Annotated in this window: 16 protein-coding genes; 5 read left to right on the top strand and 11 right to left on the bottom strand. The window is 32.4% G+C overall.

Features of this window, described 5'->3' with window-relative positions:
- The first annotated feature begins 142 nt into the window (after nt 1-142).
- Entirely contained in the window at nt 143-1,768 is a 1,626-nt protein-coding gene (locus CKV65_RS02365; protein ID WP_036254247.1) for a glycoside hydrolase family 13 protein, read from the top strand.
- The gene (locus tag CKV65_RS02360) at nt 1,752-3,158 is read left to right on the top strand and encodes an aldehyde dehydrogenase (protein ID WP_036254245.1); all 1,407 of its coding nucleotides are present in this window, start codon (nt 1,752-1,754) and stop codon (nt 3,156-3,158) included. Before CKV65_RS02365 ends, CKV65_RS02360 begins: the two co-directional genes overlap by 17 nt.
- A gap of 35 nt (nt 3,159-3,193) precedes the next feature.
- Here the strand turns inward: CKV65_RS02360 and CKV65_RS02355 are convergent, their stop codons facing one another.
- From CKV65_RS02355 to CKV65_RS02345, 3 genes are read right to left on the bottom strand one after another with little or no spacing between them, the layout of a single operon-like run.
- On the bottom strand, nt 3,194-4,093 hold the full coding sequence (locus CKV65_RS02355) for a type II restriction endonuclease (protein ID WP_036254243.1): 900 nt from the start codon (nt 4,091-4,093) through the stop codon (nt 3,194-3,196).
- Nucleotides 4,094-4,112: 19 nt separating this feature from the next.
- A complete protein-coding gene (locus CKV65_RS02350; protein ID WP_231922697.1) occupies nt 4,113-4,988 on the bottom strand; it encodes a DNA adenine methylase in 876 nt (291 codons plus the stop codon).
- A complete protein-coding gene (locus CKV65_RS02345) occupies nt 4,951-5,676 on the bottom strand; it encodes a TRM11 family SAM-dependent methyltransferase (RefSeq protein ID WP_197695385.1) in 726 nt (241 codons plus the stop codon). The genes CKV65_RS02350 and CKV65_RS02345 overlap by 38 nt, the downstream gene beginning before the upstream one ends.
- A 206-nt stretch (nt 5,677-5,882) precedes the next feature.
- On the opposite strand from CKV65_RS02345, the gene sppA reads away from it, so the two are divergent.
- The 3 genes from sppA to CKV65_RS02330 all read left to right on the top strand — a co-directional run bounded on the left by sppA (nt 5,883) and on the right by CKV65_RS02330 (nt 8,966).
- Nucleotides 5,883-6,707, top strand: a complete 825-nt coding sequence (sppA, locus tag CKV65_RS02340; RefSeq protein ID WP_051177554.1) for a signal peptide peptidase SppA — start codon at nt 5,883-5,885, stop codon at nt 6,705-6,707.
- 16 nt (nt 6,708-6,723) lie between these two features.
- Nucleotides 6,724-7,620 carry a LysR family transcriptional regulator gene (locus CKV65_RS02335; protein WP_027889298.1) on the top strand — a complete coding sequence of 299 codons (897 nt, stop codon included), beginning with the start codon at nt 6,724-6,726 and terminating at the stop codon, nt 7,618-7,620.
- A gap of 116 nt (nt 7,621-7,736) precedes the next feature.
- Nucleotides 7,737-8,966, top strand: a complete 1,230-nt coding sequence (locus CKV65_RS02330) for an MFS transporter (RefSeq protein WP_027889297.1) — start codon at nt 7,737-7,739, stop codon at nt 8,964-8,966.
- A 59-nt stretch (nt 8,967-9,025) separates the two neighbouring features.
- On the opposite strand, the gene CKV65_RS02325 is transcribed toward CKV65_RS02330, so the two are convergent.
- The 8 genes from CKV65_RS02325 to CKV65_RS02290 form a co-directional block, all read right to left on the bottom strand.
- Nucleotides 9,026-11,251: an alpha-galactosidase gene (locus tag CKV65_RS02325; protein WP_027889296.1), complete on the bottom strand. Its 2,226-nt coding sequence runs from the start codon at nt 11,249-11,251 to the stop codon at nt 9,026-9,028.
- A 163-nt stretch (nt 11,252-11,414) separates the two neighbouring features.
- Nucleotides 11,415-11,681: a TIGR04076 family protein gene (locus tag CKV65_RS02320; protein WP_027889295.1), complete on the bottom strand. Its 267-nt coding sequence runs from the start codon at nt 11,679-11,681 to the stop codon at nt 11,415-11,417.
- A complete protein-coding gene (locus tag CKV65_RS02315) occupies nt 11,674-12,300 on the bottom strand; it encodes an epoxyqueuosine reductase QueH (protein ID WP_027889294.1) in 627 nt (208 codons plus the stop codon). The genes CKV65_RS02320 and CKV65_RS02315 overlap by 8 nt, the downstream gene beginning before the upstream one ends.
- A 13-nt stretch (nt 12,301-12,313) precedes the next feature.
- On the bottom strand, nt 12,314-13,315 hold the full coding sequence (ruvB, locus tag CKV65_RS02310; RefSeq protein ID WP_027889293.1) for a Holliday junction branch migration DNA helicase RuvB: 1,002 nt from the start codon (nt 13,313-13,315) through the stop codon (nt 12,314-12,316).
- A 30-nt stretch (nt 13,316-13,345) separates the two neighbouring features.
- Nucleotides 13,346-14,332, bottom strand: coding sequence for a lysylphosphatidylglycerol synthase transmembrane domain-containing protein (locus tag CKV65_RS02305; RefSeq protein ID WP_027889292.1), 987 nt, complete (start codon nt 14,330-14,332; stop codon nt 13,346-13,348).
- Between the two features lie 130 nt (nt 14,333-14,462).
- Complete coding sequence (gene minE / locus CKV65_RS02300; RefSeq protein ID WP_027889291.1) at nt 14,463-14,735, bottom strand: cell division topological specificity factor MinE; 273 nt, start codon at nt 14,733-14,735, stop codon at nt 14,463-14,465.
- A gap of 15 nt (nt 14,736-14,750) precedes the next feature.
- Entirely contained in the window at nt 14,751-15,554 is an 804-nt protein-coding gene (gene minD / locus CKV65_RS02295) for a septum site-determining protein MinD (RefSeq protein WP_027889290.1), read from the bottom strand.
- Nucleotides 15,555-15,652: 98 nt separating this feature from the next.
- Nucleotides 15,653-16,246, bottom strand: a complete 594-nt coding sequence (locus CKV65_RS02290; RefSeq protein ID WP_027889289.1) for a septum site-determining protein MinC — start codon at nt 16,244-16,246, stop codon at nt 15,653-15,655.
- Nucleotides 16,247-16,260: the final 14 nt, after the last annotated feature.

Here is a 16,260-nt window from a genome sequence, read left to right as displayed (position 1 = left end):
AAAAGTAGATTTGTATATTTTTATTGCTATAATATCCATTAGATATAGATATTGGATAAATTTTATTTATAGAGTAGTTAATTGTGAATTTGCGATATTTAAGTATAATATATGTAAAATGAAGAGAATTGAGGCGATATTTATGAGTACAAAACAAAAATGGTGGCATAATGCAGTGGTTTATCAGATTTATCCTCGCAGTTTTTACGATAGTAATAATGATGGTATTGGCGATATCAATGGTATTAGAGAAAAGTTGCCATATCTTGAAAAATTGGGCATAAGTGTAATTTGGCTGAGTCCAGTATACTGTTCCCCTAATGATGACAACGGTTATGATATATCTGATTATTACGATATATCACCAGATTTTGGCACGTTAAACGATATGAAAGCTTTAATCAATGAAGCTAAAACGCATAATATAAAAATAATCATGGATTTAGTAGTCAACCATACTTCTGATGAGCATAAATGGTTTATTGAAGCAAAAAGCTCTAAGGATAATAAGTATCGCGATTATTATATTTGGCGCAGTGGAGATAAAAATACGCCACCAAATGATTTAAAATCTTGTTTCGGCGGTTCAGCTTGGGAATATGATGCTACTACTAATGAATTTTATTTGCACTTTTTCAGCAAAAAACAACCGGATTTAAATTGGAAAAATCCACAAATGCGCCAAGATATTTGGGATATAATGAATTATTGGATTGATTTGGGCATTGGCGGTTTTCGCATGGATGTTATCGATTTAATCGGCAAAGAAGTGGATTTAAAAATCAAAGAAAACGGCCCTAAATTACACGAATATATTCAAGAAATGTACGAAAACACATTAAAAGATAAAGATTTATTGACTGTCGGCGAATGTTGGGGGGCTAATCCAGATATTGCAAAATTATTCTCATCCGAAGATAGACATGAACTCAGCATGGTATTTCAATTTGAACATATCATGCTTGACCAAAATGGTGGAGATAAATGGAATTTAAAACCACTTGATTTACTGGAATTAAAGAGAGTATTTACGAAATGGCAAATTGAATTAAAAAATGAAGGCTGGAATAGTTTATTCTGGGATAATCACGATTTGCCACGCATTGTATCACGTTGGGGCAATGATAAAAAGTACCGTGTTGAATCGGCTAAAATGCTGGCAATCTTATTGCATGGCATGAAAGGAACACCGTACATTTATCAAGGCGAAGAAATCGGCATGACGAATATCGATTTTAATAATATTGAAGATTTTGCTGATATTGAAGCGATAAATGCTTATAAAGAACAAATATCTTTAGGCTATAATGAAAAAGATGTTTTAAAATCTCTGCGAACAAAAGCGCGTGATAATGCTCGTACACCAATGCAATGGAACGATAAAGCAAATGCTGGTTTTACGAAAGGCAAACCATGGTATCGCGTAAACTCTAATTACACACAAATCAATGTAAAACAAGCTTTAGCAGATGAAAATTCTATCTTTTATTGTTATCAAAAATTAATTCAAATGCGCAAAGAAAATCCTATAATGGTATACGGCGATTATGAATTATTATTGCCAAAGGATAAAAATATCTACGCTTATAAAAGAACGTATCAGAATAAAACATGGCTAATAATCTGCAATTTTTATGAGCATAATGTAGAATTTTCCTTAAACGGTACAGGCAAAATTTTAATAAGCAATTATGAAAACTCCTGCACTGATTTAACAAAAGGCAAACTTCGCCCATATGAAGCTATTATTTATGAATGGATACAGTAAAATGCTAAAATCACAAGAAATATCTGCAATTTTTAATGAACAAAAACAATTTTTTAACAAAAAAACAACTTTAAGTTATGAATACCGCTATGAACAGTTGACGAAATTAAAAAATGCCGTTTTAAAATATGAAACGGCACTTACTTCGGCATTGCAAAAAGATTTAGGTAAGTCAAAATTAGAAAGTTATACGACTGAAATCGGATTTGTGCTGCACAGCATATCCAATGCGCAAAACAATTTAAAAAAATGGGTAAAACCCAAAAAAGTAAAAACACCATGGTATTTATTTCCTGCTAAAAGCTATATAAATCATGTACCTTATGGCAATGTACTTATTATGGGGCCGTATAATTACCCTGTGCAATTATTAATCGAGCCATTAATCGGTGCTATTTCAGCGGGAAATTGCACTATATTAAGCCCATCGAATTTAACAGCTAATACTACGCAAGTATTAAAAAAATTAATAAATGAAACTTTTTCGCCTGCATATATTTACTGCACAGATGGAGAATTAGAAGAAAATATTGCTTTATTAAATCAGCCTTTTGATTATATATTCTTTACGGGCAGTAAACACGTTGGCAAAATCGTAATGCAGAAAGCTGCTGAAAATTTAACACCTATAACGCTGGAACTTGGCGGAAAAAGCCCTGTAATAGTCGACAAAACGGCTGATTTAGAAGTCTGTGCTCAGCGCATTATCTGGGGCAAACTGATGAATGCCGGTCAAACTTGTGTCGCTCCAGATTATTTATTCGTCGATAAATCTATACAACAAGATTTAATAACAGAATTAACTTTAGCTATACAAAAATTTTATGGCAATGATATCGAAAATAATCCTGATTATGGCAGAATTATCAACTTAAATCATTTTAATAGATTAAATCGCATATTAAAGCAAGATGAAGCGTATATCGTTTTTGGTGGAAAAACAAATGCAGAAAAATTGTTTATTGAACCGACACTGCTTTCACTTAAAAATGCGATGGCATCTTCCATGCAAGAAGAGATATTTGGTCCGATATTGCCTATTTTAACTTATGAAAATATAGATGAAGCTTTAGAGTATATCAATGCCCACGATAAACCACTCGCTTTATATATTTTCAGCCAAGATAAAAGACAGATGAATTATATTTTAAATCAAACAACCTCTGGCGGGGTATCCATCAACGATACGATAAATCACTTAACTAATTTAAATTTGCCGTTTGGCGGTATAGGTGCTTCGGGAATGGGAAATTATCATGGCAAATACAGCTTTGAAACATTTTCGCATAAAAGAAGCATTATAAACAAAACAACTAAAATAAATTTAAAATTGTTATTTCCGCCATATACAGATTTAAAATACAAATTAATACATCGCTTTTTCAAATGAGAAACATCAATATAGTATCATTTATCTTTTTGGTATTATATTGATGTTTTTTTTAGAATTACTTTTTCTAATACATTATTATCTAAGTCGTTTATATTGTATAAATGTGGTAAGATATCAAATGTTTCGTTTAAATTTCGCTTTGCACTATGCCAGCCTTTACCATCTGTAATCCAAATAAATTCTATATTAGATAAGTTTTTAAATTCTAAAGTCAATTCCTTATAACTACGTGCTACTTCATTTAATTTTGAACCACCTGTAGAATAAAAATTAGTTTCAATAATGTAGTATTTTTCACCATAAACGACAACAAAATCAAAGCGTTTTTCAGAAGAACTTCCATTTGTTTTGAATATTTCATTTAGTTTTATACTGGATAAATCCACTTTGAAATTTTCTTCTAATTTGCTTTTAGTCAATTGCTTAAAGTAATTTCTATCTTTCACAAAACCAGCTTTTATAAGATAGCTTTCAACTAAAGTTTCCATTGCTGTGCCAGTTCTATTTTTTCTAGCATTCGTATCAAGTCCAACTTCTACGCCTAAAACGTAATCGTATAAATTGGATATCAAATGATTAGTTAACAAATCGAATAAGCCTGTTTTTCGCATGAACAAAACATAATCATCATCAGAATAATTTTGTCGCTTAAAATTATAGTAGTATTTTTGTATAGCATCATTAATGATTATATTCGTTTCTCTTTTAGCAATTAATATTGGAATGGCTTTTAAAATTTGAGAATATTCTTTTAATAATTTCTTAAAATCAGCTTCTATATTTTGACTTTTTATTAAACTGTTTAAGATATATAATTCCGTTTTTATTTTGTCTACTTTATCATAAGCTTTTGCAAAATCAGTATAATAATCCCAAGTTGCTATGGAATCTTTCATTGTGTCTATCCATTTTAAAAAATCTCGTTTTTGCATAAATCTTGTCCTTTTACTTTTAATAATTAGTGATGATAATTTCTTCACCTTTACGGTTTTTAGCATCAGAATTTATATAACGGCGTACTGTTATTACTTTTTTATGATAATCTTGATAAAGGTCATTTATAAATTCAGTATTATGATTAGTCAACATACAATAACAACCGCGGCTACTAAGTTCTCCAAATAGTTTAGCCAATCGTTTATGGCTAGGTATATCAAATCCTTCTTTAGTATAGGCTTCAAAAGAAGTATCATTTAATGGAGCATAAGGACTATCAAGAAAAATAAAATCACCTTTTTTAGCATTTTGACAAGCATGTTCAAAATCGCCTTCTAATATGGTGACTTTCTGTAAAAAATGTGATACAGCTAAGATATTTTCAGCATTAAATGATTTAACATTACTATTATTAAATGGTACATTGAATAAACCTTTGCTATTTACGCGATACAATCCGTTAAAACAATGTTTATTTAAGTAGATAAATAGCGCGGCAAGTTCTAAATCGTATTCATCTTTCATCATTTTGTCATTGAATTGTTCTCTTTGTTCATAATAATATGCTTTATGTTCAAGTGGTATATCCGCATCTATTTTTGTCAAATACTGCATTAATTCATTGGGATGATATTTTATTTGTCTATATACATTAATAAGTGCTTTATTGATATCATTGATGATAACTTCTTTTTGGGGCATTAAATGAAATAAGACTGCACCACCGCCAATAAATGGCTCATAATAATTATCATACGTTTTAGGCATTAATTCTTGAATATATGGCAATAATTGTCTCTTTCCACCAGCCCATTTTATGAATGGTGCTACATTTTTATCAGTCAAAATCATATCATCTACTTTCTTTTTGAAATATAAATATATACTCATGTTTTATCAAATAACATTCATGTTCTCTTTGAGACCATTTTATTAGAGATTTACAATTATGTTGTTCTTTAATGATAATATCTTTTAAGATAAAACCAACTTTTAAAAATTCATTTATTACATAATGACCTAAAGGAATGAATTTCCAATTTTTGCGAATGTCAGCTACCATAATAGCACAAATTCGTCCGTTTTTTAATACACGATGTGCTTCCTTAGCTACTTTAGCCATTGCTTTAAAATATGAATTATACGACATTAACGAGAGATCATTTTTTATATCTGCGCTGTATTTTATGATATTAGCATACGGTGGATGTGTACAAATCAAAGAAATACTATTATCTTTGATAAAAGATAAATCTTGTGCATCGTTTATGCGTATATGAATATGTGATGTGCTATCATAAGCAAAATTTAATCTCGATTTTGTAATGGCATATGCTTTAGGATTTATATCAGTACCGATTATATTTCTATTCAATAATTTAGCTTCAATTAAAGTAGTTCCGCTACCCATAAATTGATCTAAAATCCATTCTTTTTCCAAAGAATATTTTAAAATTAAATTCCTAGGCACATACGGCGACCAATTGCCGGGATAATCACCATAATGAGTGTACCAATTTCCTCTATCGGGAAAAGACCATACAGAAGTTGTTTCTAATTTGAAATTTTTTAAATCCATGATAAATACCTGCTTTTTTCCTCTAGTATAATACATATTCAATTAACTAAGGTCATAGCATAAAATCATCAATTAATTTACCTCTTTTTAATTTAATATGTGTAATTAATTTTTACTTTACAAATAAAATTTTTCTACCTAAATATGGTACAATAGAAGATATTTATTTTTAAATATAATTTTTTTATTAACAAAAGAGGTATGTTATGAATTTGTTAAAAAGAAAGAAGAATATTCGCGTAATAAGCATAGAAGGCGAAATAAAAGCAAAGAATACTTCTATGATTAATAAACAATCTGAAAGTCAACTTGATTTATTAGAAAAACTTTATACTATCGAAATAGATGATAATATTCACGGTGTATTGCTTCGCATAGATAGCCCTGGCGGTGCAGCGGGAACTTCAGAAGAAATTTACCAAGCGATAAAAGCTATTGCCGTTAAAAAACCTGTAGTTGCTTCCATTGGTAATACAGGTTGTTCTGGTGCATATATGATTGCTTGTGCCGCCGATTATATCATGGCAAGTAAAATGGCTATTGTTGGCTCGGTTGGCGTCATAATGCAAATACCGAATGTGAGCAAAGTTAAAGAAAAAATTGGCATTGATATGATTACTATAAAATCAGGCAATATGAAGGATATGGGCAATATGTTTCGCGATATGAGTGAAGAAGAACGCGCCTTTATTCAATCTTTATCAAATGAATGTCATCAAGATTTTATTGACTTAGTAAAAAATAGTCGTGGTAATAAGTTGCAAGAAGGGGCAGATGAACTACTCGATGGAAGAATTTTATCACCAGCCACTGCCTTAAAATACGGCTTAATTGATGGCATTGGCACATATACTGATGCGTTGCGATTACTTTGCCAAAAATTAGATACTAAATTAGAAAAAGTAAAACTCATTCATGATAAGAAAAAAGCTGGTTTTATCAATAAGTTTATAGATTTATCTATGGAAAGTATTGCAGGAAATATGATTGTAAATTTACTAGAAAATCATAATCAAAAATATTTTAAATAGAAGATTGAGGAATAATATGAGAGAAAAACCGAGTATTCAACAATTAGAAAATTTTATTATATATGGGAAAGTGCATAATTTCGCTACGGCTGCGCGTTTAGCTAATATCACACAATCAGCTTTTAGCTTCCAAATGAAAAAACTAGAAGAAATTGTCGGTGTGCAATTGATAACTCGCTCTACACGTGGTAGCCATTTAACGCGTGAAGGCGAATTTTTTCTATCTAAAGCTATAAAAATTGTAGATGATTTAAATAATGCGATTGATGAATTACAAAAATTCAGCGGAAAAACTGTTTCTTTAAATATTGGAGCATTGATGTCTTTAGGTGATGTCTTGATGAATAGACATGTGAGTTATTTTAAGCGCCATAATAAAAATATAGATATCAATGTATATAATTTAGAAGCTAAAATACTCCTTCGCAAATTAGAAAATGGAGAAATCGATATTGCTTCATCTTTTTTACTGCCACAAATGTCTTTAGATGGATATGTTAAAGAATTTTTTTATCAAGATGAACTTGTTTATTATGCTCCTAATTTGAATTTATCAGATGAAGAGTTTTCATCAGATATCATTGAACAGATACCATTTGCAAGCTATTCACCAGATTATTTTATGGCAACAGCTATTGATGATTATTTTAAACAAATAAATATTAATCCAAATATTGAAGCACGCCTTTCGACGCCGTATGCTATCATGCAATACTGCAAAAGTAATAAAACTGGTGCATTTTTATCTAAGCGCATTTTATCTGAAATGGGACAATTAACAGGCTATTATCCACTTGAAAAACCATTGTGTTTCAATGCGTATTTAATTTATAAACATGAAAATCCTAAAATAAGTAGTATAAAAATATTTGTCGATTACATTTTAAATCTATATAATACAGCAAAAGAATAAGAGTACTCATCAAATTATTTTATAAGCTCCATTAATATCTTTGGCTATACAAAATTGTATACAGTGTATAAAATAAAAAACACCATAAAGATAATAAGTAATTGGAGATGAATTTTATGAGTTCTTACTCAAAAGAAAGTTTATGGACAAAAGATTTTATTTTGGATACGGGAATAAATTTTCTCGTGTATTTGATTTATTATTTGCTAATGGTAATAATTGCAGTTGTTGCCAAAAATGATTTACATGCATCACTTGCTGAAGCTGGTCTTGCCTCTGGTATTTTCATTGTAGGTACATTAATCGCTAGATTACTTGCCGGCCAACAAATTGAATTATTTGGTCGCAGAAAAATGCTTTATTGCGGTATTGTACTTTATCTCGTAACAACTTTATTTTATTTTTATATTCCGAACTTATCTATAATGTATCTAATTCGTTTGACAAATGGTTTTGCTTATGGTGTTGTTTCTACAGCAACAAGTACTATCATTGCTAGCTGCATACCACCTGCTCGCCGTGGTGAAGGCATCAATTATTATGGTCTTTCAACTAGCGTTGCTGCAGCAGTTGGCCCATTTATCGGTATGTTCATGATGACACGCACTAGCTTTAATGCCATCATTGAATTATGTGTAGGTTTGATTGTATTATGCGTTGTAGCTTGCCTCATGCTTCATATTGAAGAAATTAAACTTACAGATGCAGAAAAAGCACATCTCAGCAAATTTTCCTTTAATAATTTTGTAGAAAAACGTGTTTCTGTAATTTCCTTCATTGGTTTCTGGGTTGCTTTCTGCTATGCAAGTGTATTGAGCTTTTTAGCTGCATATTCTCAAGAAATCAATTTAGTAGATGCAGGTACATTCTTCTTCGTAGTTTATGCTGTAGTCATCACAATTTCCCGTCCAATGACTGGTGTTATTTTTGACCGCAAAGGTGAAAACTACGTTATGTATCCATGCTTCATCTTCTTAGCAATTGGCCTTTTCATGCTTGCCATTACAAATTCCGCATGGTTATTACTTTTATCTGGTGTATTCGTCGGTCTTGGTTATGGTACATTCATGTCTAATGGTCAAGCTGTTTGCATAAAATTAACACCTGCTCATCGTGTTGGTGTTGGTATCTCCACTTATTTCGTTGCTCTTGACTTAGGTCTTGGCGTTAGCCCATATATCCTCGGCGAACTTCGTCCTGTAATCGGCTTCAACGGTATTTATGAACTCGTTGCTATCATGGCAGTAATTTGCTTTGTTATGTATCACTTCATGTATGGCACAAGAAAACAAAAATACATCATTGCTGAAGAAAGCTCCGTTTCCAGAATGCCTGTTGAAGACTAATAAAAATACATCAAAAAATCCTGACTGCCACATTATGTGGTAATCAGGACTTTTTTTATTTATTTAGCTTTTAACACATAGATTTTAGAATCAAAATCACAACTTGTAGGACCACCATTTTGAACTTGCCCTGCGCTTGGGTCATTGATGATTAAACCGATATTCATAAGCTCATCACCAAAATATTGCCTTGTTGTGTTTTCTATTTCATAGCAAAAATCATCATTTAGTCCTTGCAGTTTAATGCGACTGTATGGAAGGTTTATGCCGTTTAATACGCGGTACCAGCCAACAATGACAGTCTTTTTATCTTCACTTACACTCATCCAAGCTGTAACATTATTTTCAAATGGACTTATTAAACGATAAAATGTGCCGAATTGAATGACTTCACGATATTTTTTCATGAATTTGATTTGCTGTTTAACGTCTTCTTGTTCTTCTAAAGTCAATTTATTTAAATCAAGTTCATAGCCGAATGTGCCGAAATACGCTACATTTGCCCTTGTATATAATGGCGTATTACGATAAATTTGATGGTTCGGCACTACTGATACATGGCTACCCATAGAACTTATCGGATAACAATATGAAGTGCCGTATTGGATTTTCAATCGTTCAATCGCATCAGTGTCATCACTTGTCCAACCTTGCGGAGCATAATATAAAATGCCTGGGTCGAAGCGAGCGCCACCACTAGCACAAGATTCAAATAAAATATGAGGATACTTCGTTGTTAAGCGTTCATAAAGGCTATACACGCCGAGAATATATCTATGAAAAACTTCACCTTGTCTATCAGCTGGAAGTTTTACGCTGTAACATTCTGTAATATAGCGGTTCATATCCCATTTAATATAAGAAATATGACTTTCACTTAAAATTTTATCAAGCATATTGTAGATATAATCAACGACTTCTGGACGAGAATAATCGAGCACATATTGATGACGACATTCTGATGAATGACGCTCTGGCACATGTAAAATCCAATCTGGATGCGCGCGATATAAATCAGAATTCATATTTGTCATTTCGGGTTCTATCCATAAACCGAATTTCATACCTAATTCTTCTATGCGTTTAGAAAGTCCCTTTATGCCATTCGGCAATAAATCGAGATTTGGTGTCCAATCGCCAAGCCCTGCCGTATCGCTCGTGCGTTTGCCAAACCAGCCATCATCGAGAACGAATAATTCAACACCGCATTCTTTAGCTTTTTGTGCGATTTTTACGAGTTTATCTTCATTGAAATCAAAATACGTTGCTTCCCAGTTATTGATTAAAATAGGACGTGGTCTATCTCGCCAATAACCTCTTGCCAAACGTTTTTGATATAATTTTTGATACGTTTGACTTAAATCATTTAAACCTTTATCAGTATAAACCATTACGGCTTCAGGTGTTTGGAATTGTTCACCTTGGTCTAATTTCCAATCAAAAGCAAATGGATTTATGCCGATTAAAACGCGGGTTACATCATGCGTATCAACTTCTGCTTGTGCTAAGAAATTGCCACTGTACACTAAACTAAAACCGATAGCTGTGCCTTTGTTTTCATCAGTTGAAGGACGTTTTAATATGACAAATGGATTGTGTTCATGTGAAGAAGCACCGCGCGTGCTTTCTACAGAAGTGATGCCCTGCTCTAATTTGCGCACTTTAAGATGGCGTTCTCTTGCCCAAGAACCAGAAAATTGCATCCATTCATAATCACAATCTGGCAAATCAAGGCAAAGGCTCATGGCTGTTGTCAAATGTACAGCTTGCATTCCTGTATTAGTGATTTTTGCACTGCGCGCAATGATACCAGCTTTAGCAAAAAGCGTATAAAGTAATTCTACTTGAACATGTGTAACATCATCTTCTAAAACGATTGTTAAAGTTTCAGCTTCGTTATCATTTTCAGTATATGTTGCTGGGAGATTGGCAAGTTTTGGTTTACCTGCACTGATGCTATGAGATTTATAACAGAAATTAGAAATAGTGCTACCATTAGCCTGTTTTATTTCAATTGCAGGATGGCGAAAATCTGTCGTACCGTAAACAGGGTATTCCTGTTTTAAATGAGTAAATGTGTATTTATTGTGGTATTCTTCGGAGATATACGTAGTAGTTGGGCGAGCTGATGTTTCAATCAAATAAGAAAAATCAGCTCTATCATGGACTTTTTTACCAAAATACAATTGAATTAAATTACCAGTTGGTAAAATGCTCATGATATAACTTATCTTATTATTTGTAAGATGAAAAGTTTTTGTTTGTTCGTTAAAGATAATACTCATTAAAGAACCTCCTCGTTTTAATTATTTGATAATTTTGTATTTTACTTCGATATATACATACCTTCATTATAAAAGCAATTTATTTAAAAATCTACATACTTATTTTAATAAAATTATAAATAAAGCCAGATATTTTTAACAATGAAAATACCTGACTTTATGATTAATCTTCCACTTTTTCTATTTTAAAAACATTAATAGTATCAACATCAGGACAGCAAAATACTGCTGTGCCTTCTGGCTGATTGGGAATGTTTCCACCATAGCGCAAAATATCAATATATGGGAATGCTACATGCATTGCCATAGGACAGAGTTTGCCACGTTCTGTATCGAAATCGAAACTATCGCCAACTTTATGGCCGCGATGGCAACCGCAAGGGCCTTTTCTATCGATTAAAGTCAAACGGATTTTTGGTCGTCTACTCATCAGCTAATCCTTCCTTTTTTTGAGCGTACATTGCTTTTAATTTTTTACGGCGTTTTTTCTTAAAAGAATTTGAATACCGTTCTTCTTCGCTAAAGATACAACCGCAATACGGCTGGCGATATAATTCTAATTCAAGGCTGATATCAACGCCTCTTTCATATCCTGGGCGGAAATCTTCATAATAAAATGGGATATCCACCACTTTAGCGATTTTTTCAGCTACATCTTTCATCATTTCATGATTTTGGTATGGACTGACAAATAATGTTGAAGTGAACGCATCAAAATGATGTTCTTTAGCATAAAGCGCTGTTTGGTGCAAACGCCAAGCATAACACATGCGACAACGTCTATTATCTAAATTCAATCCATCTGTATTTTTTTCAATTGTAAGTGCCTTTTGCAGAAAATCGCGCAGTTGATATTTATTGTCTACAACTATTGGTAAATTAACTTTTTGAGCAAATTCTTCTGCTGTAGTTAAACGATGACGAAATTCTTTATATGGATGAATATTAGGATTGAAAAAATATCCTGTGAGTTGATGCCCTTCTTCGCGAAGTTTTTCTACAGGAAAACAAGCGCAAGGGCCACAACACATATGCATTAATAAATTCATAGAAAAACCTTCTTTATTGATGATTATTAGGCTCTATGCCTAAATGTTTATATCCGAGTGGTGTAACTACACGGCCACGCGGTGTGCGATTGATAAAACCGAGTTGCATTAAATACGGTTCATATACATCACCGATTGTATCCGTTTCTTCACTGACAGAAGCGGCTAGAGTTTCTAAACCTACAGGACCGCCATTGAATTTTTTTATCATAGTGAGCAAGATATTACGGTCAATATGGTCAAGTCCCATTTTATCTATTTCTAACATGGCTAAAGCTTTATCAGCTATTTCATCAGTAATGATGCCATTGCCTTTTATCTGTGCATAATCGCGCACGCGTTTTAATAAGCGGTTTGCAACTCGTGGCGTTCCACGGGAACGACGTGCTATTTCCATTGCTCCTCTATCTTCAATAGGTATATTCAAAATTTCAGCTGAGCGTTTAATTATGAATACAAGAGCTTCCGGTGAATAATATTCTAAGCGAGATATAACGCCAAAGCGGTCGCGCAGTGGTGAGGCTAGTGCTCCAGCTTTTGTCGTTGCTCCGATTAAAGTAAATGGTGCGATATCCAATCTTATAGAACGAGCACTAGGGCCTTTGCCGATGATGATATCGAGTGCAAAATCTTCCATAGCTGAATATAAAACTTCTTCTACGCTATGCGATAAGCGATGTATTTCATCGATGAATAAGACATCTTTTTCCGAAAGATTTGTCAGTAAAGCTGCTAAATCACCAGAACGTTCAATAGCAGGTCCAGAAGTTACGCGAAAATTAACACCTAATTCATTCGCTATGATATTAGCAAGTGTTGTCTTGCCAAGACCTGGTGGGCCATACAATAAAACATGGTCAAGTGCTTCATTGCGATTTAAAGCAGCTTTAATAAAAATAGAAAGATTTTCTTTTACTTTATCTTGTCCAATATATTCATTGAGCTTTTTAGGGCGAAGCGAATACTGCCAATTATCAATATCCATTTCTCCACCCGATACAATACGTTCATTAATATCTTCCAAAATACAAATCCCTTCTGTAATTTATTTTATAAGCGGTTTGTTTAAAAAATCGCGTCCAAAAATTTTTATAGTATAGTAAAAACCAATGAGAAACGGTATATATTCTGCAAATAAACGCCATGTTACTGCAACGATACCAACTGTTCCTTCAGGTAACATTGAACTAAAAAGTAAAATAAAACCACCTTCAGCAATGCCAGAACCACCTGGAGTTGGTGAGAAATATAATAATATATTCAATATAATCATGCGTCCCATAACTAAAGCCAAATTAAAATCATCTGTCAAACTAGACATCAAAATTGGCACAATACCGTAAATAAATAACAAACTTAATCCTGATGTAAAGAAAACTTTAAACATATTCCATGGAGAAGAAATCAACAATTTTAAAGCCAGTTTATTATCGCGATAAAAAGCAAGAAGTGCTCTTGCTTTTTTAGGTGATAATCGACGCGCCATCTTAATTACAAAATAATCAAGATAATTATGTTTAAAACACCAAACCAATAATATTATGCCTAAAAATGCTGCTGATGAAATTATCATTAAAACATCATCGGAAATCCATGGAATAACTCCCGCATCATGCATGAAAATAAATGGCATACACATTATTAAAAACATAATTGAAACAACCGTTCTAACGATAACGATTACTGTAGCTTTGCCAACAGGAATACCCGCATGCCGCAAAAATAATACTTGAGCAATTGCGCCACCACTAAATCCTGGCGTTAACAGAGCTAAAAAATAATTGCCAAATACCACATGCAAAGCCTGCGAAAATGAAATTCTTTCATTAGAAATATTTACAAGTTGAACAAGACGTACACCATCTAAAAACAAGCCAAAACCAATTGAACAAAATGCTGCAATTATTGCTAAAGAATTAAATTCCGTCAGACTCTTTAATGTATTGATGTCTACAGTAAAATAAATTACTCCTCCAGAAATTGCAGATACCAATACGATTAAGATTATTAATCTTTTATAAAATCTGTTCATTAATATAATACCTCATTAATAAGGAATAAATTTAACACCGTTAATATTGTACCATTTTTTCATATATGGGTAAATTGACTGATAAAGAAAAAGACTATAATTATTAATTATAGTCTTCAATCTACATAATTTATTTTCTACGAATATTTTTTATGCGTGTTATCGGTATATTTGCCAATAAAGCTACGGAATCACTATCATTTTCTAATGATATTTCCATTTCACTTTTATCGATATCCACATAATGAGAAATCACTTCAATAATATCATTTTTTATAGACTGCATAATTTCAGGAGAAATATTTGCTCGGTCATGAATTAAAACAACTTTCAATCTGTCTTTAGCGATATCTTTAGATGTTTTATGATTTCTATTTAGTAATTTCAAGACAGCATCAAACATGTAAATCCTCCTTAATTAAAACAGCTTTCTTAATCTAGTAAAAAATGATTCTTTAACACGTAAATCCATAAATGGAACATTTTCACCACAAATGCGTTTTGTGATATTGCGATATGCTTTGCCAGCCATAGAATGTTCATTAGCTATAACAGGTTCGCCACGATTAGTTGAAGTAACTACTGCTTCATCATCAGGAATTTGACCAATACATTTTATAGCCAAAATATCATTTATATCATTAATATCGAGCATATCGCCTTTTTCAACCATTGCTGGACGAATTCTATTGACGATTAATAAAATATTTTCTTTACCAGCACGCATAAGCTCACCGATAATTTTATCCGCATCACGTACAGCTGAAATTTCTGGCATAGTAACAATTAAAGCAATATCAGCAGCTGCTACTGCTGTTTTAAAACCTTGCTCAATTCCAGCAGGGCAATCGATTAAAATATAATCAAAGTCTTTGCTCATTTCATAGCAAAGTTCTGTTACTTGTTCTGGTGTTACAGCTAATTTATCTTTAATCTGGGAAGTTGGTAATAAGAATAATTTATCATATTTTTTATGGCGAACGAGTGCTTTTTTATATGGCACACGACCAGAAGTTACATCTACTAAATCATACATAATACGATTTTCTAAACCAAGCAATAAATCTAAATTTCTAAGCCCAGTATCAGTATCAATTAAAGCTACTTTATAACCTTCCATAGCTAAACCGGCACCGATATTAGCAGTAGTTGTAGTTTTACCAACACCACCTTTACCAGATGTAACAACGATAATTTTACAATTGTCTTGGGATTGAGTCATATATATTAGTTCTGCTACTTTAATTGCACAGTAAGCGGCAGAAACTCACCTCATTTCATAAAAATTATAGTATATTTATTGACTTTTTGTGCAAAAAGTCAGCGAGTAAACGGTTCTAAAATAATATTGCCATCTTTTATCATGGCTTTTTCTGTACCCTTCAGAGATTTTGCTGGATTATCATCTGGACAACGAGCTATGAAACCAGCAATACGAATTTGTAGTGGAGAAAGATTATCAGCAATAATAAATGTATTCACATCACCAAAAGCACCGGCATGAACCACGCCACGGCAACTGCCATGAATATCGATATTTCCGCCAGCAATGATTTTAGCACCTGGATTTACATTACCATTAATGATAATCGAACCCTTATACGTAACTTCTTCGCCACCGCGTACAGTTCGATTGACAATTTTATCAGGAAGAGTCAATTTCTTATTTAAATCTTGTTTTGGAATAAATTTTAATTTTAACTTATAATCTTGAAAAATATCAGTTAATATAGATTTTTCCTCAGCAGAGAAAGAAAAATCTTCTAATGATATAACCGTATCAGGTGTAAAAAAATTCGTACAAGAAGCCAATTTATTTTTTAAGGCTTCTTGTAATTGAGCAAAATTAAGGCTTTTATCAAATATCACTTGTAAGCCTTTATTAGTACCTTTAAATGTTATTAATTCATGCATCTAATCACTTCAAA

The organism is Megamonas hypermegale (genome assembly GCF_900187035.1).
Taxonomy (GTDB): Bacteria; Bacillota; Negativicutes; order Selenomonadales; family Selenomonadaceae; genus Megamonas; species Megamonas hypermegale.
The sequence above is the reverse complement of the archived record's forward strand: the minus strand, read 5'-3'. Positions and strand labels throughout refer to the sequence as shown.